General features: G+C 38.3%; 17 protein-coding genes. 6 read left to right on the top strand and 11 right to left on the bottom strand.

Annotation, left to right across the window (positions count from 1 at the left end; translation table 11 throughout):
* Positions 1-236: 236 nt before the first annotated feature.
* A complete protein-coding gene (ompA, locus tag DK857_RS15515; RefSeq protein WP_109393576.1) occupies positions 237-1,328 on the top strand; it encodes a porin OmpA in 1,092 nt (363 codons plus the stop codon).
* A 200-nt stretch (positions 1,329-1,528) separates the two neighbouring features.
* Here ompA and matP read toward each other — a convergent pair whose 3' ends face one another.
* Positions 1,529-1,990, bottom strand: a complete 462-nt coding sequence (gene matP / locus DK857_RS15510; protein WP_109393575.1) for a macrodomain Ter protein MatP — start codon at positions 1,988-1,990, stop codon at positions 1,529-1,531.
* Between the two features lie 361 nt (positions 1,991-2,351).
* On the opposite strand from matP, the gene DK857_RS15505 reads away from it, so the two are divergent.
* Together DK857_RS15505 and fabA are read left to right on the top strand one after the other, a co-directional pair.
* A complete protein-coding gene (locus tag DK857_RS15505) occupies positions 2,352-4,094 on the top strand; it encodes an AAA family ATPase (protein ID WP_109402640.1) in 1,743 nt (580 codons plus the stop codon).
* An 83-nt stretch (positions 4,095-4,177) separates the two neighbouring features.
* Positions 4,178-4,696: a bifunctional 3-hydroxydecanoyl-ACP dehydratase/trans-2-decenoyl-ACP isomerase gene (gene fabA / locus DK857_RS15500; RefSeq protein ID WP_109402639.1), complete on the top strand. Its 519-nt coding sequence runs from the start codon at positions 4,178-4,180 to the stop codon at positions 4,694-4,696.
* Positions 4,697-5,108: 412 nt separating this feature from the next.
* Here the strand turns inward: fabA and rmf are convergent, their stop codons facing one another.
* From rmf to rlmKL, 7 genes are all read right to left on the bottom strand, one after another.
* Positions 5,109-5,279 carry a ribosome modulation factor gene (rmf, locus tag DK857_RS15495; RefSeq protein WP_023581348.1) on the bottom strand — a complete coding sequence of 57 codons (171 nt, stop codon included), beginning with the start codon at positions 5,277-5,279 and terminating at the stop codon, positions 5,109-5,111.
* Between the two features lie 474 nt (positions 5,280-5,753).
* Positions 5,754-6,167: an ASCH domain-containing protein gene (locus DK857_RS15490; protein ID WP_109393573.1), complete on the bottom strand. Its 414-nt coding sequence runs from the start codon at positions 6,165-6,167 to the stop codon at positions 5,754-5,756.
* 96 nt (positions 6,168-6,263) lie between these two features.
* A complete protein-coding gene (pqiC, locus tag DK857_RS15485; RefSeq protein ID WP_109393707.1) occupies positions 6,264-6,836 on the bottom strand; it encodes a membrane integrity-associated transporter subunit PqiC in 573 nt (190 codons plus the stop codon).
* On the bottom strand, positions 6,836-8,488 hold the full coding sequence (gene pqiB / locus DK857_RS15480) for an intermembrane transport protein PqiB (protein ID WP_109393572.1): 1,653 nt from the start codon (positions 8,486-8,488) through the stop codon (positions 6,836-6,838). Before pqiB ends, pqiC begins: the two co-directional genes overlap by 1 nt.
* Positions 8,481-9,770, bottom strand: a complete 1,290-nt coding sequence (gene pqiA, locus DK857_RS15475) for a membrane integrity-associated transporter subunit PqiA (RefSeq protein ID WP_109402638.1) — start codon at positions 9,768-9,770, stop codon at positions 8,481-8,483. Before pqiA ends, pqiB begins: the two co-directional genes overlap by 8 nt.
* Positions 9,771-9,855: 85 nt before the next feature.
* Complete coding sequence (locus DK857_RS15470; RefSeq protein ID WP_109402637.1) at positions 9,856-11,784, bottom strand: ABC transporter ATP-binding protein; 1,929 nt, start codon at positions 11,782-11,784, stop codon at positions 9,856-9,858.
* A 6-nt stretch (positions 11,785-11,790) separates the two neighbouring features.
* Positions 11,791-13,905: a bifunctional 23S rRNA (guanine(2069)-N(7))-methyltransferase RlmK/23S rRNA (guanine(2445)-N(2))-methyltransferase RlmL gene (rlmKL, locus tag DK857_RS15465; RefSeq protein ID WP_109402636.1), complete on the bottom strand. Its 2,115-nt coding sequence runs from the start codon at positions 13,903-13,905 to the stop codon at positions 11,791-11,793.
* A 107-nt stretch (positions 13,906-14,012) separates the two neighbouring features.
* Between rlmKL and DK857_RS15460 the strand changes: the two genes are divergently transcribed.
* The gene (locus DK857_RS15460; protein WP_109402635.1) at positions 14,013-15,137 is read left to right on the top strand and encodes a YcbX family protein; all 1,125 of its coding nucleotides are present in this window, start codon (positions 14,013-14,015) and stop codon (positions 15,135-15,137) included.
* A 261-nt stretch (positions 15,138-15,398) separates the two neighbouring features.
* Here the strand turns inward: DK857_RS15460 and DK857_RS15455 are convergent, their stop codons facing one another.
* The 3 genes from DK857_RS15455 to pepN form a co-directional block, all read right to left on the bottom strand.
* Entirely contained in the window at positions 15,399-15,950 is a 552-nt protein-coding gene (locus DK857_RS15455) for a cell division protein ZapC (RefSeq protein ID WP_109393567.1), read from the bottom strand.
* A gap of 218 nt (positions 15,951-16,168) precedes the next feature.
* On the bottom strand, positions 16,169-17,179 hold the full coding sequence (pyrD, locus tag DK857_RS15450; RefSeq protein WP_036912193.1) for a quinone-dependent dihydroorotate dehydrogenase: 1,011 nt from the start codon (positions 17,177-17,179) through the stop codon (positions 16,169-16,171).
* A gap of 205 nt (positions 17,180-17,384) precedes the next feature.
* On the bottom strand, positions 17,385-20,000 hold the full coding sequence (pepN, locus tag DK857_RS15445) for an aminopeptidase N (RefSeq protein WP_109402634.1): 2,616 nt from the start codon (positions 19,998-20,000) through the stop codon (positions 17,385-17,387).
* Positions 20,001-20,340: 340 nt separating this feature from the next.
* Here pepN and pncB point away from each other — a divergent pair, with 340 nt between their 5' ends.
* Positions 20,341-21,555 (top strand): nicotinate phosphoribosyltransferase, encoded by a 1,215-nt coding sequence (gene pncB, locus DK857_RS15440; RefSeq protein WP_109402633.1) that lies wholly within the window; start codon positions 20,341-20,343, stop codon positions 21,553-21,555.
* 257 nt (positions 21,556-21,812) lie between these two features.
* A complete protein-coding gene (gene asnS / locus DK857_RS15435) occupies positions 21,813-23,213 on the top strand; it encodes an asparagine--tRNA ligase (RefSeq protein WP_109402632.1) in 1,401 nt (466 codons plus the stop codon).
* Positions 23,214-23,243: the final 30 nt, after the last annotated feature.

Below are 23,243 nucleotides of genomic sequence, written 5' to 3'. Positions count from 1 at the left end.
AATCTTTCCCATTGTGGAATAAGGCGGATCTTTTTAAAATTTTAAGTCGAATTTTAAAGGATTACTTGTAACTTTTTAAGTTCACTGTAGACTTTATGTCGTTAAGGTTATGCTTTAAATCCCATTTTTGGGATCATCACTTGATGAAAGCATTGGATTCCTAACAATAATTTAACCAAGGGCAAATAATAAGGCTTAAAGCCAAATGCCTAACTTGGATGATAACGAGGCGTAAAATGAAAAAGACAGCTATCGCATTAGCAGTGGCAGTGGCAGCTTTCGCAACTGCAGCGCAAGCAGCTCCAAAAGACAATACCTGGTATACTGGTGGTAAATTAGGTTGGTCTCAATACCAAGGTACAAGTAACCATTTCGGTGAAACTTCTATCGGTAACGGTAACACTCACCGTGATCAGTTAGGTGCAGGTGCATTTGCTGGTTATCAGTACAACCAATACTTAGGTTTTGAACTGGGTTATGATTGGTTAGGTCGTATGACTTATAAAGGTTCATATGACAACGGTGCATTCCGTGCTCAAGGTATCCAATTAACCACTAAATTAAGCTATCCAGTAATGGAAGACTTAGACGTTTATACACGTTTAGGTGGTATGGTATGGCGTGCAGATTCTTCTGCAACTAAAAACGCTACTTCTTTATCTCCAAAACAAGAACGTTTCTCTAATAACGACACTGGTGTTTCTCCAGTATTCGCATTAGGTACTGAATACGCGATCACTCCAAACATCGCTACCCGTGTTGAATATCAGTGGATCAACAACATTGGTGATAAAGGTACTCTGAATACGCGTCCAGACAACGGCATGCTGAGTGTTGGTGTTGCTTACCGCTTCAACCAAGAAACTCCAGCTCCAGTTGTAGCTCCAGCACCAGTTGTAGCTCCAGCTCCAGTTGTTGAGAACAAAACCTTTACTCTACGTTCAGACGTTCTGTTTAACTTCAACAAATCTACTCTGAAAGCTGAAGGTCAAGAAGCTCTGAATGGTCTGTACAATGAACTGGCTAACATCGACCCAACTCAAGGTCGTGTAGTAGTTATTGGTTACACTGACCGTATTGGTTCACAAAACTACAACCTGCCTCTGTCAGAAAAACGTGCTCAATCTGTAGTTGATTACCTGGTATCTAAAGGTATCCCTGCAAACAGCATCTCTGCAGAAGGTCGTGGTAAAGAAAACCCAGTTACTGGCAACACATGTGACAACGTTAAAGCTCGTTCAGCTCTGATCGATTGCTTAGCGCCAGACCGTCGTGTTGAAATTGAAATCCAAGGTACAACTGAAGTTATTGTTCAACCTGGTCAATAATTCATATAGTAGAATAATCTACTGTTGATGAATTCAAAACCCTGCCATTGGCAGGGTTTTTCTTTATAGAGATAAAATTAAGGTAGGAACATAAAGACAAAAACGTTTTCGAACAGGTATGAAATATCACAATAAAAACAGAGAACAAAAATAACTATAAAAATAAATTATCAAAGACGGTTAGCCAAAATTAATGTAACTTATTTTTCTTTATCGCGTTCTAATAACTCAATAAGCCCATCTTTTAAACTATGCACTTTCAATGCATATTGTTCTTTTCGCTCAGCGTCTTCGATTAATTGCACTATCGTTTCTGATAATGTGATCCCTCTTCGTTGTGACAATGCAGATAAGCGTTGCCAAACTTTAAACGTTAAGTCGATTGATTTTTTGCGCGTATGTTGATGCTCTGCATTAAAATAACGCTTTCTACGAGCACGAATAGTTTGCTTCATCCGATTAGATAAACCAGGATCCATATGCAGATCTATCCACTCTAAAACTTTTAATGGTTGCGATTCAAGAAGCAACAATTGCTCAATAACTTCATCAGCTGCACTTTTTTCTATATAGCGGGTAATTAATTCACCTTCGCGGTGTTTTTTTACTAAGTAGGCCCACTTCCAGCCACATTCTAGGTTCTCTAATTGTTGATATTTCATACAAAATCCCGTGACAACGTAACTATATAGTAGCATATCAACAATTTTACAAAAATACTGCCACTGAACCGAAATTTTTTGACTATTTTATAGACGAAGTTATTTTAGATAATCTTGCTTATCAATTAATAACAAGCCTTGATAAGGGATAGTTTTCTGAGCACGTTATGATAGAATCGAGCGTCGCTATCATAAAACCTTAATGACCACTTATTAACTCGTGATTATAAGGTCGTAGCGATACATATTCCCTGCCTATGCAGTTGATGACAGTTAAAGAACCGTCTTATTGCAGGATAGATATCAACTTATACGATATCTAATTATCTCTTTTCACTAATCAATAATAAAAACGGTAACCTTGAAAAACAACGAATTAGAATGGCAGGCGTTACGTCCTGATTACGCCTCCTACCAAACTTTCTTTCAAACAGCATCTCAATTACCTGCATCTCTACTTCGTGAGGTTCAACCTCGCCTGTATGAAAGCTTGCAATGGTTAAACAATGCAGATTCAGGGCAGTTTATGCTGCTAAAAGCGGATGATTCTACTGCTTACTTTGATATGTTGACAGACACATTAACGCAATCAGGGATCAAAACTAATCCTGTTGTTGGTAGCTATCAAGCAGAAACCAATAAAATCGATTGGCAAGAAAATGTACTCGGCGCATTTTCATCATCAGAATCTATTACTTGTTGCCAATGGATAGAACCAGAACAACTCTTTGGTTCATTCTATTGCCATAAAGACGAAGTTACTCTTAGCCCAGGCTTATTGCATAAAGTAAATGGAGGCATTTTAGTCCTCTCTATAAAGTCTTTACTCGCACAACCACTAATGTGGTTTCGCCTTAAAAAAATGGTTGAAGAGCAACGTTTTGAGTGGCTTGTCTGGAATGACAATCAGTCCCTGCCTTTACCTATTGAAAGTATGCCGCTCAATCTTCGTGTGATTTTAGTTGGTGATAGGCTAAGCCTTGAAGAGCTTGAATTTATGGAGCCTGAGCTAAGTAGCGCAGCTTTATATGGTGAATATGAATACGACATGTATTTAGAAGATGAAACAGCACTTGCTCAATGGTGTGGCTTTGTAAATTCACTGTGCCAAAAATATCGACTCCCTTCTTTATCTGCGGATGCTTGGGAAGTCTTGCTAACACAAGCAGCAAGACAGCATGAAGATCAGCTAATGCTGAGCCTCGATTTAGAGTGGCTTTTACGCCAACTTCGTTATGCAATACGTTTCAATCATGAGACTTCTCTAACTGCCGATGCACTGAAAAAAGCAGAAGAAAATCGCCTATGGCGACACAGCTATTTGTTAGAGCGTAGCCGTGATGAGATTTTACAAGACCAAGTCATGATACAAACAGAAGGTGAAGCTGTTGGTCAAATCAATGGACTTTCTGTCTTAGATTACCCGGGATATCCTGATTTAATCGGAGAACCGACTCGAATTACCTGCGTTGCACATATAGGTGATGGTGAATTTACGGATGTTGAGCGAAAAGCTGAGCTTGGTGGCAATCTTCATGCTAAAGGAATGATGATTATGCAAGCTTACTTGAACTCAGAATTACGTTTAGACCAACCACAGCCATTTAGCACCTCGATTGTTTTTGAGCAATCATATGGCGAAGTTGATGGTGATAGCGCCTCTTTGGCTGAATTATGTGCATTTATTAGCACTCTGGCACAACAACCTATTGATCAGCAAATTGCCGTTACAGGTGCAGTCGATCAATTTGGTCAAGTTCAACCAATTGGTGGCGTAAACCAGAAAATCGAAGGCTTCTTTGATATCTGCCAACAAAGAGGATTAACGGGTGCGCAAGGCGTGATTATCCCCCTTGCTAATATTCGTCATCTTGTACTTAACGAAAATGTGCAGCAAGCGGTAAAAGAAGAGAAATTTCATATTTGGCCTGTCACTCATGTAGCAGAAGCAATAACGTTACTGACTCGTCAGCCATATTATGAAGAGCAATGTGAACCAGAACAATCAGACTCACACTTGTTAGCTGTTATTCATGATCGTATAACACTCGCAAATAATCAGGATAGACCTAAATTACCTTGGTTCTTACGTCTATTCAGATAATTCTATTTCAAGTGATCGGAGTTGTTCAGCGTACAAGTGTAAGCTATTCTGTTGTCTTACACTTGATAAAGGCTATATAGACAATGGTTGATAAACGCGAATCTTATTCTAAAGAAGACCTCATTGCTTCAGGCCGTGGTGAATTATTTGGCCAAGATGGCCCACCACTGCCATCTGGTAATATGCTAATGATGGATCGCATCATTAAAATGACGGAAGATGGCGGCACCCATAATAAAGGCTTTATCGAAGCAGAATTCGATATCAAGCCAGATTTATGGTTCTTTGATTGCCACTTCGTCAATGACCCTGTTATGCCGGGTTGCTTAGGCCTAGATGCCATGTGGCAACTGGTTGGCTTCTATCTTGGCTGGCTTGGTGGTGAAGGTAAAGGCCGTGCGCTTGGTGTTGGTGAAGTTAAATTTACCGGACAAATATTACCAACAGCAAAAAAAGTTACCTATAAAATTGATTTCAAACGTGTTATCAATCGTAAACTGATTATGTGTATTGCCGATGGCGAAGTGTATGTTGATGGTAAGCTAATTTATGAAGCAAAAGACTTAAAAGTTGGCTTATTTAAAGATACAACTGCATTCTAAGTTCGATCAAAATCTGAATCTATTATAGAAATACCGTGTAATATAAAGTACACGGTATTTTTTTATCTACTCCAATAGTCTATTTTCCCTTTATAACAAATTGATTGGTTATAAAACACGCGCATAGAATTCTTGCTATTTTTCTTACTATTTATGGTTTTCGCTTATGCAAAAGTTTTCATAAAACAAAATTAAAAAAGTAATGATAAGATAACGTAAAAAGGCTTACAAAATATGTAAGCCTTTTTATATCCAAATTGATTTTTTGTTATTTATAATCAAATTGTCCTATGCTCAATGTGTACATAGGAATGTATATAAATAACCTCGTTTTGATTGTCGGTAAAATCTTAGTGATAATATTTAATAAAACTAAAAATAAGCTATTATCTATTTCACTACGACGGGTTATTTATTTTACCAGACTCGGGCGATCTTCCATGGCCTGTCGCCAGCCTCCAAGCCAATGTGAACGCGCATCAATGGCGAAATAAGGGCAAAGTTCTTTTGAACGGCCTTGCATACCAGCTTGATAACCTTTCGATAATGCTCTTGCTAAACGATCTCGTTTCTGTCTTTTCATATCTAGACAACCCTCACGTTCTAAGTTTAAGCGGAAAGATAATGATTGTTTTTTCAACAACCACTATAAATTGATACGCTTTATTGAGCATTTAAGCAAGTAAAGAAGTTAATACAAATGTCATATTTGTGATGTTGAGCCAACCGCAAGTTTAATAACAATAGTTATCATTTATTTTATTTAATGTTTTAATTAAAAATATTAGCTACTTCTTTTAATGAGTTATATTGTGGTGATTATAAGTTATTGATATTTTATAAAGATAGAGGAATAAAAAATAACCTTTTTAGGTTTATCTTATGAAACCAATAAATTAAATAAGATAAAATAATGTTTTTATTTAAATTTATGTCAATATAAGGCTTGGTTTATAAATATAACTTTTTGCTCTATTTTTATTTTTTTGTAGAAAACTCGTTTTAATTACCTTTGTTTTATTAAGGAATTAGCTATTATTGAAAATAAAAGAGGCTATTAACACCTCTTACATACTTCTATTAATTCAAACTCTTCAAATACCAACTCCATATCTTCTGAAAAATGGCCTTCTCGATTAAAGAAATCTTTATGCCCTTCTTGCCAATACGCCAAACTTAAATCTCCTTCCCCCTCTCTCTTAGCCAATTCTTCGGTAACTTCATTAAATCGGATTAGCTGCAAAGAACGTGTTCGAATAACACAAACTGGCTCATTTTGACTGTTTAGAATAATACTAAATCCCCCAATAACAGGAATAACGCTGTCACTAAAAAAGCCATTTAATGAGCTACACGTTGCCGTTTTTTTTCCTTCTACCACCAGCATAGCCAACTCATCCGCTAACTGAGCATTATCACCAAATGACCAACTGATCGCAGTGGGATATTTCTTTTTAAGGATTTCTAACATATTGTTTCCTTTATTTTTTAACAAACAAAACCCAATATTCAACTTAGACACAAATTAAGAGAATATTGGGTTTGAATAAACGTAATACTAAGTCAGTTAATATTGAGCTTGAATTGCTTTCGCTATATCAGAAACAACTTGCTCCCATCCCTGTCCTAATGTACGCACTAAAGCTGGATAACCATCTTCTGTTTGCGTTAAAACTAAAGAAAATGGCTGATTAATCACTTTATTGTTTTCAGTATAAATCCAGTCACCCGAAATAATCACCTGCCCATCATAACGACCTTGAAAGTAATTGACCGTGACTGTTAATTTCGCCAAGTTATCTTCAACAGGTTGATTAGCAACCACTGTACCCGGTAAGGCTTTTGTTAAACCTGAAATAAGGTTCTGTTGTAACTGCTGATCAAGTGGGTTAATCCATAGGTGCTGATTAGCCACGGTATAGTTAATATCCGTCGTTTGATAAACAATTCCAGCATTGACTAACATATTAGATAAACGGATCGGCTGAACCCAAATTTGAGGCTTCTTAGCTGATTGTGTTACTGAGACTTGTTCTGGTACGCTGCCTTGATAAACATCAGGCAACTGATAATACGTTTTATTAGTCTGACTTGAACATGCCGTTAACATCAATACAAATATCCCAATGATGTATTTCATCATTTTTCAGCCCTCTTTGGTTCTGGATCTTTACCTTCCTTCGCTTCAAAAATCAATGCGTTGCTCTTATTGTTTAATGTTTTCAATAAAGGCTGCATCTCTCTTAACACTTGATCAAGCTGTTGCATATTATCAATCATTTTTCCGTATGCAGGAGAGCCTGGTTGGAAGCCTTGCATACTACGATTGATCTCTTTCAATGACTGCTGAATATCATTAGGAAGATTTCTAAATTCATCACTACCAATCATGGCATTCAATGACTTCAATGTTTCTTTAGCTTCACTGACGGCTTTTTGGCTTTCAGATAATGTCGCTGTCATCTCTTTAAGCATTGGTTCAACAGGAAGATTGTTGATCTTGTCCAGTGATGTCATCACTTTTTGCTGAATTTGTGCTAAACCAGAGCCAACTGTCGGAATTTGTTGGAAACCGGCAACTTCTTGTGGGCCTTTCCATTGAGTTTCATCAGGATAGAAATCAAGATCAATATAAAGTGCGCCAGTTAAAAGGTTACCTGATTTCAGTGATGCTCTTAATCCATTATTAGAAGCGGAGGCTATTTCTTTAACGAAGTCGAAACTCTCACCAACATCATTGGCGAAACGTTCAGGTTCAACATGGATAAGTACGGGAATACGAAAATCTTTATCCAGCGATTGTTGCATACCTTTAGTGTAATAAGGTACTTGTACAACTGTTCCCATGCGAATTCCACGGAATTCTACTGGAGCTCCTGCTTGTAATCCTCTTACAGAATCAGAGAAGAACATGATGTAGCTACGATAGTCAGTATACAACGAGTTTTGAATACTCTTTTCATTATCGTAGAGCTTAAATTCTGTTTTAGGTGCAATAGGATCACCCGGGATCCATCCCGCAGGAACATCAAAACTAACACCACCACTAAAGAGTGTAGAAAGTGATGCCATTTCAACGCGAACACCCGATGAAGACATATCAAAAGCGATACCAGAATCTTTCCAGAATCGAACATTCGATGTCACCATTTTGTCATAAGGCGCTTTGATAAAGAGTTGATAATGCATGTCTCGGCTATCAATATTAAATTCACTGGTTTCAACAGAACCGACTTGATAACCTCTGAATAAAACAGGATCACCCGCATTTAATTGGCCAGCTCTTTCACTGACTAAATTGATGCGAATACCTTTTGCATCTGGCGAAGCTAACGGCGGCGAGTCGAGAAGATTAAATTCATCTTCTTCTTTACCTTTCAATCCCGGCTGTAACTCTATGTAAGCACCAGAAAGTAAGGTTCCTAAACCCGTTACACCTTCTTTACCAACTTGAGGTCTTACAACCCAAAATGCAGTATCTGCGCGTAATAACTCTTTCATTCCTTTATCAAGGCGAGCCGTAATAATAACGCGACTAAAATTACTATCGAGAGTGACACTTTCAACTAGACCAATATCTACACTGCGACTTTTAATTTTGGTTTTACCCGCTTCAATGCCATCTGCATTATAGGTAATTAATGTAACTTCTGGACCCTGATGGCTGAAATGATAATAAAGTATCCACGCACCAATCAGTAAGGTGACAAGTGGTATGATCCAAACTGGAGACCAGCTTTTTAGCTTGTTAATTTTTGCTTCAGTTAAAGCAGTTTCATTCTTTTCAGTCACCCTTAGGCTCCTTAATCGTGGGTTTATCATCATCGGTTGTACACTTATCCCACGTCAACCGAGGATCAAACATCATTGCAGAGAACATAGTTAACACTACAACCAATGCAAATAGCACCACTCCAAAATCAGGATAGATGCTCATCAGACGTCCCATTCTGACTAATGAAGCTAAAACAGCAATTACGAAGACGTCAATCATCGACCAACGCCCTACATATTCAACAACTTCATAGAGAAAATGCATTCTAGCAGGATCTCTTTTTCCATTAGATTTGTGTGCATCCCAACACAACCAAGCAATAGCGAGCATTTTTAAACTTGGTACCATAATACTGGCAATAAATATCACCATTGCGACAGGATAAGAGCCATCTTCCCATAACAAAATAACCCCAGCCATAATGGTTGAATAAATGTTATTACCTAAAGATTCAGTGACCATAATGGGTAATAAATTAGCGGGGATATAAAGAATTAATGACGTAATCAACAAAGAGACCGTCCATTGTAAACTTTTAGGTCTTCTTGCATGTCCTTTCACTTCACAACGGCTACATTCATATTGATCTGCAGGTAAAATTGCCGTACATGAACGACATAATCTAACCCCTTGTTTTAACCCAGACTTACCCGATTCAATATCAGGATAATTTGGACGAGGTTCTAATTTTTCCCATAAAGTATGTCTATCAAGGCACTGGAATGCTCGAATCTGAAATAAGCAATAAAGCACATAAGGCAGGAAACTGAGTCCTAGTCCAATATCACCATAAGCCATTAATTTTACAAAGCTAACTAAAATTCCTGCAAGAAAAACCTCTGCCATACACCACGATTTTAATTGGAATAAAATACGTGATAACCAAATTTGTAGCTTTCTAGGTAATTGAATAGGTGTACAAAGAAGTAAGATTGCCACCATACAAAAAGCGGGCACAATTTGGACAAACAGTAGGAAGAATGCGCCTAATTCAACGTAATTCTCGCTAAACATAACCGTTGGAATTTGCATCAATGTGACATTGTTGACAATACCCGCCACTTCCATACTCACAAAGGTAAACTGGCTTGCCATCAGCAACATAAATAATGCACTAATTGCTAATGCAACAGGTTGATAAAAAGGCTGGCGCCAACGTGCAGTTAATACAGTATGACAACGAGGACATGTTGCTTTTGTTCCTTGTGCTAATTGAGGAACACTGACCACCAGATCGCACTGAGGACATAATATTTGCTCATGTTTATGTTCATGACGATGTTGTTGACCAGAGCACACAGCGACACCTCTTATTTAGAATAATCAATAAAAGAATATTTAATCTAGAAAGTAAAACGGGGCGTGATGCCCCGTTTTCGGTTGGCTATTCGCCGTTTTGCATCAATTCTAGCTCTTGCCATCTATCAAAAGCAGTTTCAAGCTCTTGTTCTTTATCTGCAAGCGCTTTTAAGACTTTTTCTGTCTCTTCATGAGGACGCGTAAAGAAATCCGCCCCACTCACTTCTTCTTGTAACGCACTTAACTGCATTTCCAAGCTTTCTAATTTTGCAGGAAGTTGCTCCAGTTCTCGCATCAAATGATAACTTAACTTGTTAGTGCGAGTGTTCTTTTTAGAGCTATCTTTCGCTTTTGCTTCTTTTTCAGTTTTTTCTGGTGTGTTACGTGATTTGTTTGCCTCACCCTTTAGTGAAACCGACTGTGCTCTTTGTTGCTGAGCATCAAAATATCCACCAACGTAGCTGTTAATAACACCATCACCTTCAAAGATCCAACACTCAGTAACACTATTATCAACAAATTCACGGTCATGGCTAACCAGTAAAACAGTGCCTTGGTAAGCATCAACGAGTTCTTCTAGCAATTCCAATGTTTCAACATCGAGATCATTAGTTGGCTCATCAAGAATAAGCAAGTTACTTGGTTTTAAGAATAAACGTGCTAGCAATAGACGGTTTCTCTCACCTCCTGAAAGTGCACGAACAGGTGTCATTGCACGTTTAGGTGGGAATAAAAAGTCTTGCAAATAACCAAGTACATGGCGAGGACGACCATTTACCATTACTTCTTGCTTACCTTCAGCAAGGTTGTCCATCACTGTTTTATCAGGATCAAGTGTTGCACGGTGCTGATCAAAATAAGCAACTTCAAGCTTAGTACCACAATGAACTCGCCCACTGTCTGCTTTTAAATCACCTAGCATAAGTTTCAATAAAGTGGTTTTACCGCAACCATTCGGCCCCACCAGCGCAATTTTATCGCCACGTTGTACTTTGGCAGAAAAATCACGAACTAACTTGCGGGTTCCAATACTATAATTAACATCTTCTAACTCAAATACGATTTTACCAGAACGCGTAGCTTCTTCGACTTGCATACGAGCACTGCCTAACACTTCACGGCGTTCACTACGTTCAACACGTAATGCTTTCAATGCTCTTACACGACCTTCGTTACGAGTACGTCGTGCTTTAATGCCTTGGCGTATCCACGCTTCTTCTTGCGCTAATTTACGATCAAACTCTGCGTTTTGTTGCTCTTCAACACGCAACGCTTCTTCTTTGCTTTCAAGATACTTATCGTAATTTCCCGGCCATGAAGAAAGTTTTCCTCGATCAAGATCGATAATACGCGTTGCCATATTACGAATAAATGAACGGTCATGGGAAATAAATACGATACTTCCTTGAAAATCTTTTAAGAACTTTTCAAGCCAAAGGATCGTTTCAATATCAAGGTGGTTTGTTGGTTCATCTAAAAATAGCACTCTTGGTGCGCTGACTAACGCGCGCCCTAAGGCTGCTTTTCTTAGCCAACCACCTGATAAAGAAGAAAGCTCAGCTTCACCATCTAAACCAAGTTTTTCTAGCACTTCTGCAATTCGGCTATCAAGCAACCACAAATTACGGCTATCAAGTACTTCTTGTAGCTCTGCCATTTTATTGAGATTTTTATCAGAAGGATCTGTCTCAATCAGTTTAGAAATATGGTGATAATCCGTTAGATATTTAGCATCTTCTTCAACACCTTCAGCAACAAAGTCAAAGATAGTGCCTTCAATATCTCTTGGAGGATCTTGCTGTAAGCGAGCAGTCACAAGATCTTGCTCATAAACAACTTGACCGTCATCTAAAGGTTGCTCTTTAGATAACACTCTTAATAGTGTTGATTTACCTGCACCATTACGCCCAACTAAACAAACTCGTTCATTTTCTTCAATAAATAAATCGGTGCTATCTAATAGTGGGGCATCACTGAAAGATAAATAAGCCCCTGTCAAACTAATTAACGGCATTGTAAATTATTCCTCACCAGCATGAGTTAACAGCCAGCAATTATGAATTTGACGGTTACGTGCAAAATCTTGTGATAATGTTTTCTGTGTTATCTCTTTTGCACACAACCCAATTTTTGCTAACTCGTCATGTTCCATTTTGAATCCACGTTTGTTATTTGAGAACATAATTGTTCCGCCTTTTCTTAACAAACGTTTCAGATGCTTCATTAGTTCAATGTGATCACGCTGCACATCAAAGGTGTTTTCCATTCGTTTTGAGTTAGAAAACGTAGGTGGATCGATAAAAATCACATCAAATTGTTCATTACTTTGCATTAACCATTGTAAACAATCAGCTTGCATTAAACGATGTTGTCTACCAGATAAGCCATTTGCTTGGAAGTTTTTCTCAGCCCATTCAAGGTAGGTACGTGACATATCAACTGTCGTCGTACTTTTTGCACCACCAATCCCAGCGTGTACAGATGCAGTACCGGTATAAGCAAAGAGGTTTAAGAAATCTTTTCCATTGCTCATTTCACCTAGCATTTTTCGTGCAATACGGTGATCTAAGAACAATCCTGTATCAAGATAATCTGTTAAGTTCACCCAGAATTTTGCACCAAATTCGTCAACTAAGAAGAAATCACCCTTTTCGGCCATTTTTTCATACTGCTGTTTACCTTTTTGACGTTGGCGGGTTTTTAAAATCAGTTGATCAGAACGTAATGCCAGTACTTCCATTGTTGCGCTAATCACATCGAATAAACGCTGACGGGCTTTGTGTTCATTAACTGTTTTAGGTGGCGCATACTCTTGGATAACCACTTTATCGCCATAGCGATCCACAGCAACATTATATTCAGGTAAATCAGCATCGTATAAGCGATAACATTCAATTTGCTGTTGTTTTGCCCATTTCGCGAGTTTTTTCTCATTTTTACGTAAACGATTTGCAAAATCTTCCGCAAGTCCAGTGTTAATCGTTGATGGTGTCTCAGAAAGTAAATAGTTCTTTTGTACACAATCTAGAGGACCATTTTTTGCTTTGAACTCTCGTTCAGCACGTAATTGAATGCAGCTTAACAACTCAGGTGATGCACTAAATAGTGACAATCTCCACCCTGGGAAGTGTGCTTTTACTGCTCTTCCTAATTGGCTGTGAAGTGCAATTAATGCTGGTTCACTTTCTAAGCGTTCACCATATGGTGGGTTGCTGATAATTGTCCCTTTGATTTCTGCTGAAACAGGGTTTGTCAGTTTAGCCGCATCACCGTGAGCAAATGTGATCAGTTCAGCAACATCGGCTCTGCGTGCGTTGGCTCTTGCCATATCCAATACGCGCTTATCAACATCAAAACCATAGAAACGCGCCGTGGTATTCTTTTTACCTTCACGGAAACGAGCAAAAGCTTCATGGGTCACTTCTTTCCATAACGCTTCATCGTGACCTAGCCAATGACGGAATCCCCAATGCACACGATTTAATGCTGGAGCACAATCAGTCGCCATCATTGCGGCTTCAATTAATAACGTCCCTGAGCCACACATTGGATCGATCAGTGGTGTGTCAATTTTCCAGCCTGAACGCATAATAATTGCGGCAGCTAAGTTCTCTTTTAAAGGTGCTTGCCCTGTTAAGTCGCGGTAGCCGCGCTGATGTAAACCATCACCACTTAAATCTAAAGATAGCGAGGCTTTTTCTTTATGAAGATGAATGGTTAAGCGGATATCAGGAGATTGTTTAGCGACATCTGGACGTTGCCCTATTTTACGTTGGAATGAGTCAACAATGGCATCTTTCGCTTTTAATGCACCATATTGGCTATTACGAATAATGTCATTCGTGCCATTAAAATGTATAGCAAAAGTCTGATCAACAGTAAAAATCTCACTCCAGTCAATTGCCTGCACACCAAGGTATAAGTCTAGATCACTATAAACATTGAACTCATTTAACGGCAACATAATGCGCGACGCTAAACGACTCCAAAGTAAAGACTGATACATGGTTTTATCATCAGCACGAAAATAAACACCGCCTTGAGTTATCTGGCAAGCCTGAGCACCAAGGTGTTCAAGTTCAGATTTTAATAGTTCTTCCAGACCTCGGCCTGTGCTGGCAAACAGAGAGCGCATAATATTGTTACCACCTAAAATAAAATTGTTGGGCATTATAGCTAATTGTATTACGTTGTCATAAAGTTACTGGCTATAAAAAATAATAATGTCTTTTGGGAGCACTGATGATCAACGTTTCACGCCTTTATATACACCCAGTTAAATCAATGAAGGGAATTCGACTTTCTCATGCATTTGCTCGTGAGAGCGGATTCACGTTTGATCGTGATTTTATGATAACCACCCCAGAAGGGACTTTTATCACGGCACGAAAATTTCCCGTTTTGCTGTGTTTTATTCCCACGATCATGGCAAATGGTATTTATATTCAAGCACCTGATGGTGAAGGCATTGCTATCACCTATCAAGATTTTGAGACCACATTGCAACCGACAGAAGTTTGGGGCAACCATTTTACCGCGTATGTGGCACCAGATGAAATAAATCAGTGGTTCAGTCGTTATTTAAAAATGGATGTTCAACTTCGTTGGACAGGCGAAAAATCGACACGCCGAGTGAAAAGAAATCCAGAAACCGCTGTTTCTTTCGCCGATGGTTACCCTTACTTATTAATTAATGAAGCCTCATTTCAATACTTACAACAGCGCTGCCCTGCTTCAATTAATATTGAACAATTTCGAGGTAATATCCTCGTAACAGGTGCAAAGCCTTTTGAAGAAGATACTTGGCAGACTATTCGTGTTGGCTCTGTTGTGATGGATCTGATGAAACCTTGTAGCCGTTGCATCATGACCACAATTAGTATTGATAAAGGCGTTAAGCATCCTAACACAGAACCACTCGCAACACTGCAAACATTCCGTAGTGATGAAACCGGTGATGTCGATTTTGGTCAAAATATCATTATTCGTCAAACGGGTATTATTCGTGTGGGAGATGCTGTTGAGGTATTAGCTTATAAAGAAGCAAAACAATATCTTGTAACAGCACCTGTTGAAACACAATCAGCACCTGTCATTGAAAACACACAAGAACGGACTGTCAGCATTGAATTTAACGGCGAGGTTTTTGAAGGTAATAACCAAGAAGTTCTGTTAGAACAGCTTGAAAATAATGGTTATACCATTCCTTATAGTTGCCGAGCCGGCCTTTGTGGCTCTTGTGTTATCCAATTGGATGAAGGCGATGTTAATGCATTAAAAGCTGGCGCAATTAAACGCTCAGGTAAAATCTTAGCCTGTAGCTGTGTTCCTAACGGTAATGTCAAACTTTCGCTTAATAAAAAATAACACTTATCTTTATCGCAAATTAAAAGAAGGTAATTTGTCCTGACCTTCTTTTTTATTTTAAATAAAACAGTTTATTTAATAAGAATTATCTTATTAAAAACTCAATGATGAATTATCAATAAATTTATTTCTAGAAAAAAGATACAGAAAGAGAGTAATGAGGATTTGATTTTGGGGAGTTTTGTTTAGGGTGAATTTGTTTTTAGAATGTTATAAATAATGAGTAACGATAAAAAGAGTAAGTCCTTTTTACTCTTTTTGTTAAATAACTTTCTCGTACAAAAATGATCCTGACTCTGACTCTTTATGGTAATTGCTTAACCTATCATTCATAATTTTTATTGGGTCACAAAAATTAAGTGTTCTATCAAATAATGTTAACTGTGGTTGAGCTAATAAACATAAACAAGCTTGAGCCCCCACTTCAGTCACTAAAAAAAGAGCTGTTTCGTCTGCTTCCTTTAATGAGGCTTCTACCACTTGAGATAAATAAGGGTTGATTTGATTATTGTTAACTTCAAAATACCAACTCTTAGGCATCAGTGGCTTTAAAAAGCGATGGGCTATTAATGCATTTAAAGCTAATTCAGCTCTTGATTCTGATGGCATATCTATTTGTCGAATTTGCTCATCGTATCCATAATAAAGAGCTGCATCATCGACGGTAAAAGATGCTGATTGTCGAGCACTTTCACTCAACATTTTGCTTGGAAAGCGGGAACGAAAAACCATACCATTTGCTAAATCAAGCATTAATTTTTGTTGCTCAACATCAAAATACCAACGCCAGCGATCATCGGGTTTTATTATCACTAATTAATCCCCCTTCGATTCATTCCCTGTTTTATACTCTGATAAACAATCAAAATTAAATGACCTAAATAAAATATTTAATATCACCTAACAAAAACAGGATTCATTTTACTATTAATTAAGCACAATCAGTGCAATTTAATAAAAAATAACCAACTAGGGGCAATATAAACGAGTTAGGGGCAGAAGAAAAGCCCCTAACTCATTATAAAATGTATTTAGATATGATTAATTATAGATTTGATAAGTGCAGGACCTTGATAAATGAATCCTGAATAGACTTGAATAAGAGAAGCACCTGCATCCATTTTTTCTCTGGCTGCCGTTAATGAATCAATTCCACCAACGCCAATAATAGGTAATGCACCTTTTAATTCTTCATTTAATTGGCGAATTATTTGTGTACTTTTTGATTGTACCGGACGACCACTTAATCCCCCAGCTTCATTACAGTGATCTAACCCACTAACTAATGATTTATCTAATGTGGTATTTGTCGCAATAACACCATCAATATGGTGACGAACTAAGCTATCTGCAACTTGAATTAATTCTTCATGTGTTAAATCAGGTGCAATTTTAACAGCAACAGGAACATATTTTTGATATTTTCCCTGCAACTCTAATTGTTTATTTTTAATTGCTGATAGCAGATCGTCTAATGCTTCACCGTATTGTAGAGTACGCAAACCGGGGGTATTTGGTGATGAGATATTGATTGCGATATAACCGGCATGAGCATAGACTTTTTCCATACAAATCAGATAATCATCTTTACCTTGCTCTACTGGGGTATCTTTATTTTTACCGATATTAATACCCAGTACGCCACCATAACGAGATTGTTTTACATTTTCAATTAAGTTATCGACGCCAAGGTTATTAAAACCCATTCGGTTAATTAAGCCTTCAGCTTCCACTAAGCGAAATAAACGGGGTTTATCATTTCCTACTTGAGGACGAGGTGTCACGGTACCAACTTCAATAAAACCAAATCCCATTGCACCCAATGCATCTATACAATCACCGTTTTTATCAAGACCGGCAGCAAGACCAAGTGGATTTTTAAATGAGAGTCCCATACAGGAAACGGGTTTTGAAGGAAGAGACTGCTGAATAAGAAATTGAAATGGGGAATGAGATAAACGTTTTAACTGACGGAAGGTAAAATCATGGGCACGTTCAGGATCTAGCCGAAACAATGCCTTCCTTACTAAGGAATAATACATACGATCTCCATTGAGAATATCGGGTATTAGGAATGATATGTCTACGACAATTTAAGCGTCGTGCATCATATAGATAAAAGCACGAAAAGTAAACGCTTCAATTTCACAATTTACCATAAAAAAATCCCCAGACTATGCTGGGGATCTAATTATCATGCTGATTTTATACTATTCGCTCACTCATAAAGTGATATAAAACGTAATATTAATCAGCTAAAGCTTTGGTGATTTTCTCATATAAATCACCTGATAAATTCTCAAGTTCTTTCAGTTTTAATAACTCTGTACGCATTTTTTCTTGGCGTGTTGCATCGTAACGTTTAAGGCGGATAAACGGCTCAATAAGACGTGATGCAACTTGTGGATTACGGCTATTTAAGTCAGTCAGAATTTCTGTCAATAATAAGTAACCAGAACCATCTGCAGCGTGGAAAGCAACTGGGTTATTATTTACAAATGCACCAATTAACGCACGAGTACGGTTAGGATTTGCAAGTGTAAATGAACGATGAGATAACAGGCTACGTACTGTCTGTAACACATCTGTTGCTGGGCTCATAGCTTGTAAACTAAACCATTTATCCATCACTAAACCATCTTGATACCATTTATCATCAAATTCTTGTAATAACGCATCTTTGCAAGGTAACTGAGCCATTACAGCCGCGCTAAGTGCGGCAAGTGCGTCGGTCATGTTATCGCTATTGTGATATTGCGCATCAACAAGTTTGTTGCCTGTTTGCTCATTTTCAACTGCTAAATAACCTAAGCAAACATTGCGTAAATCACGTTTTGCAATATCATCATGATTAACACGATAAGCACCAATATGCATTGAATGATAAACAGCAGAAAATTCATCGGCCATTTCAGTTGCCAGTGTTTTACGAATAAAACCAAGCGCTTTATGGATGGCAACAGGATCAATAATACTAAATGATTCACCCGCTTCAACATCTGTTGGTAATGTCAGAATAAGTGCTGCTAATGCAGGATCAATATCTTTATCAAGTAATACTGCGCGGAAAGCATCAACCACCATTTCAGGCAAAATGCAGGTTTCACCTTTTTGAACTCGAGCAACATTTTCTTTTATATAGCGACCTAATAATGCTTGGGCTGCATCCCAACGTGAAAATGCATTACGTGCATATTTCATTAAGAAAGAGAGTTGCTCATCCGTAAATGGGTAGTCAAGTTTTACAGGCGCAGAGAATTCACGTAATAAAGATGGGATCGGTTGTTCTGGTACATCGTCAAAGATAAACTGCTGCTCTTCACGTACCACATTTAATACATTAGAAATAGTTTGACCTTGTGAACGCAGTGGGATCACATTGCCTTTGCTATCATACAACTCAATATCTAATGGAATATGTAATGGCTGTTTTTCAGTTTGATCCGCTGTCGGGGGCGTCATTTGACTAACAGTTAAAGTGTATTGCTTTTTATTAGCATCATAACTATCTCGAACTGTCAGTTGTGGCGTACCTGATTGGCTATACCAACGACGGAATAAAGTCAGATCAACATTAGAAGCATCTTCCATTGCTTGAATAAAATCGTCACAAGTTGCAGCACTACCATCATGACGATGAATATACATTTGAATGCCAGCTTGGAATTGCTCTTCGCCTAATAAGGTGTGGATCATTCGGATCACTTCTGAACCTTTTTCATATACTGTTAAAGTATAGAAGTTGTTCATTTCGATCACGCTATCAGGACGAATTGGATGCGCCATTGGGCTTGCATCTTCTGCAAACTGTGCGGTACGCATCACCCGTACATTATTGATACGATTAACAGAGCGAGAACCTAAATCAGAGCTAAATTCTTGATCACGGAAAACTGTTAAACCTTCTTTTAGGCTTAATTGGAACCAATCACGACAAGTGATGCGGTTACCTGTCCAGTTATGAAAATATTCATGACCAATAACAGACTCAATACCTAAATAATCTTTGTCAGTTGCCGTTTCACTTTTTGCTAGTACATATTTAGAGTTAAAGACATTCAGTCCTTTATTCTCCATCGCACCCATATTAAAGAAGTCAACAGCGACTATCATATAGATATCGAGATCGTATTCTAAATTAAAGCGAGATTGATCCCATGCCATCGCATTTTTCAATGATGTCATTGCCCAATCGGCACGATCTAAATTACCTTTATCAACAAAAAGCTCTAAAGCGACTTCACGACCGCTTTTGGTGATAAAAGTATCTCGTAATACATCAAAGTCACCCGCCACTACCGCAAATAAATAACTTGGTTTTGGATGTGGATCTTCCCATGTTACCCAATGACGACCATCATCAAGTTCACCTTGTGAAATACGGTTACCATTTGACAATAAATAAGGATACTGTTTTTTGTCTGCCGTAATTGTTGTGGTGTAACGAGCTAACACATCCGGCCTATCTAAATAGTAGGTAATATGGCGGAAACCTTCAGCTTCGCACTGTGTACATAACGCATCACCAGAAACATACAGCCCTTCTAATGCTGTATTAGCCGATGGATTAATCTCGTTAACAATTTTTAATGTAAATTGCTCTGGCAATTGTTCAATGATGAGTTTGCCGTTTTCTTCTTTATAGTGTGTCCAAGCAACATCATTTACTGCAATTGATTTTAATGTTAAGTCTTCACCATCTAACTCTAATGCTGTTGCATCTGAGTTTAAGCGTTTACACTGGCTTATCGCCGTAACCTGGGTATTTTCTTTATCTAAGATAAAATCAAGATGTAAATCGGTGATTGTGTAGTCAGGGGCACGATAATCTTTGCGAAATTTCGCGATTCTTTGTTGTGTCATAGAAAAAACCTTTTAGTTAACACGACTATTTAACGGTTATATTACCAAAGCTTACTCGTCAAAAATCTGTTTAGCCAGTCGAATATTCAATTGAAAACATCAAAAGTCAACAGAATGTTAATAGTTTATTAATACATGTAATCAATTTATTTGGTAAATGATGCTAATATACTCCCAAATTATGTTTAACGTGGTAAACTCATCTAAGTTTTACAGCTTGTTTTTATGTCGCAGAGAAATATTGTTGAATAGTGACGCTTTGTCGTCATATTCGGGTATACTCTCCAACCTTAACGATTTAGCAGACATAAAAACGCTCCGTGAGGATGCTTGACGCGCTATGATTTTAGACGCTACACCGATTATTACATCACTGTTGGATACCGATGCATATAAGCTCCACATGCAACAAGCGGTTTACCATCATTATAGTGATATTCCTGTCGTTGCTGAGTTCCGCTGTCGGAGTGATGAACGTCTAGGTGAATATGCAACAACCTTACGCCATCAAGTTAATATGATGGCAGACCTGTCATTAACGAATGAAGAATTTGACTATCTTCAGAGTCTCCCCTTTTTCAAAAATGACTATCTGCAATGGTTTAAGCATTTTCGCTTTAAACCAGAACAAGTCCAAATTTCAGCGACACCTGAAAACCAACTGATGATCAGGATAACAGGCCCTTGGCGTGAAGTTATTCTATGGGAAGTTCCTTTGTTGGCTTTAGTGAGTGAAATTGTACATCGTGCTCGCTCGCCTCAAGTCACTCCTGACGATGCAGTTAATCAACTACGTAAATTAATTGATATCTTCTACCGTGATGCTGCTAAGCAACAGATTGACTTAGCTGATTTCAAATTGATGGATTTTGGTACTCGTCGCCGTTTTTCTTATGATGTGCAGCGTGCCATTGTGGATGAGCTGAAAAATCATTTTCCTTATCTTATTGGTACAAGTAACTATCATTTAGCTGAACGGATGCAATTAGCCCCTGTGGGAACACAAGCTCACGAGTGGTTTCAGGCTCATCAACAGATTAGTCCTGAACTGGCAAACAGCCAACGCGCCGCCTTGCAATCTTGGTTAGATGAATATCCAGATCAATTAGGTATCGCATTAACAGATTGCATTACAATGGATGCATTTTTGCGTGATTTTGATAAAACCTTTGCAGAGAGCTACCAAGGTTTACGTCACGACTCTGGTGATCCTATTGAATGGGGTGAAAAAGCGATCGCGCATTATGAAAAATTGGGCATTGATCCAATGAGTAAAGTATTAGTCTTTTCTGATAGTCTCGATTTTCAAAAGGCATTAGTACTTTATAAACATTTTCATAAACGCATTCGTTTGATCTTTGGTATTGGTACTCGGCTTACTTGCAACATTCCTGAAATCACACCGCTTAATATTGTGATTAAGCTGGTGGAGTGTAATGGCAAGCCCGTTGCTAAATTATCAGATAGCCCAGGCAAAACCATTTGCGAAGACGATGATTTTGTTGACAAGCTACGCAAAGCCTTTGATGTTCCACTTGTCAAACAAGCCTGTTAATTAGCTAAAAATCTTCATTAATAAAAGAAAGGGTAATTATTATCCTTTCTTTTGTCATAACCGCTACTTTCATCAATATTTCATCTATTTTTATCAATTTATTTTATACAAAAGCTTTTCTCTTCTTTATTGACTCTTTAAACTAAAATTTCCTACTTGTTTCCTGCGCTATTGCAAGTAACATAGAAAAACTGTCCGACAGGGGCAGAGTGAACTAACCAAACAATTATTTTAATTAAACGAAGAGAGATTTATTTATGATCGTTGCGCCTGTAGTCGACGTACTGCAAGGCCGTATCGCGGTTGGCGAAGACGTCACCGTTCGCGGTTGGGTACGTACAAGAAGAGATTCAAAAGCTGGTATCTCATTTCTTACCGTCTATGACGGTTCCTGCTTTAATCCAGTACAGGCCATCATTAATAATAATTTACCGAATTATCAAGATGAAGTGCTGCACTTAACCACAGGCTGTTCTGTGGAAGTCACCGGTAAAATTGTTGAATCTCCGGGCCAGGGACAGAACTTTGAAATTCATGCCACCAATGTTGTTGTGGTAGGAATGGTCGATGATCCGGAAACTTATCCGATGGCCGCCAAACGTCATAGTATTGAGTACCTACGTGAAGTTGCTCACCTACGTCCTCGTACTAACTTAATTGGTGCAGTTGCTCGTGTTCGCCACACATTAGCACAAGCACTACATCGTTTCTTCGATGAACAAGGCTTCTTCTGGGTTTCTACTCCACTGATCACAGCAGCTGATACAGAAGGTGCCGGTGAGATGTTTCGTGTCTCTACATTAGATATGAACAATCTGCCACGCACAGATAAAGGCGAAGTCGATTTCAGTGAAGACTTTTTTGGCCGTGAAGCGTTTTTAACTGTTTCTGGTCAGCTAAATGGTGAAACTTACGCTTCTGCATTAAGCAAAGTGTATACTTTCGGTCCAACATTCCGTGCTGAAAACTCAAACACCAGTCGTCACCTTGCTGAATTCTGGATGGTTGAGCCTGAAGTGGCATTTGCTGATCTTAACGATATCGCTGCACTTGCCGAAAAAATGCTGAAATACACCTTTGCGGCAGTGTTAGCAGAGCGTAAAGATGATATGGAATTCTTTGCACAACGTGTCGATAAAGACGCTATCACACGCTTAGAGAACTTTATCACTTCTGATTTTGCTCAAATCGATTATACCGATGCGGTCACTGTGCTTGAAAACTGTGGTGAGAAATTTGAAAACCCAGTTTATTGGGGGGTTGACCTCTCTTCTGAGCATGAGCGTTATCTTGCAGAGAAACACTTTAAAGCGCCTGTTGTTGTGAAAAACTACCCGAAAGATATCAAAGCATTCTATATGCGTATGAATGAAGACGGTAAAACAGTTGCAGCAATGGACGTGTTAGCGCCGGGAATTGGTGAAATCATTGGTGGTTCTCAACGTGAAGAGCGTTTAGATATGTTTGATAAACGTTTAGACGAAATGGGAATGAGCAAAGAAGACTACTGGTGGTATCGTGACCTGCGTCGTTATGGCACCGTACCTCATTCAGGATTTGGTTTAGGTTTTGAACGTTTAGTTGCTTATGTGACCGGTGTCGCAAACGTTCGTGAAGTTATTCCATTCCCACGTACACCAAGAAATGCAGATTTTTAATTTAGTGATTAATTAGTATTCAACTGGAAA

Origin of the sequence: Proteus terrae (assembly GCF_003144325.1) — a bacterium.
In the GTDB taxonomy this organism is placed as follows: Bacteria; Pseudomonadota; Gammaproteobacteria; order Enterobacterales; family Enterobacteriaceae; genus Proteus; species Proteus terrae.
Note: the sequence above shows the minus strand (reverse complement) of the source record. Positions and strands in the feature narration are given on the sequence as shown.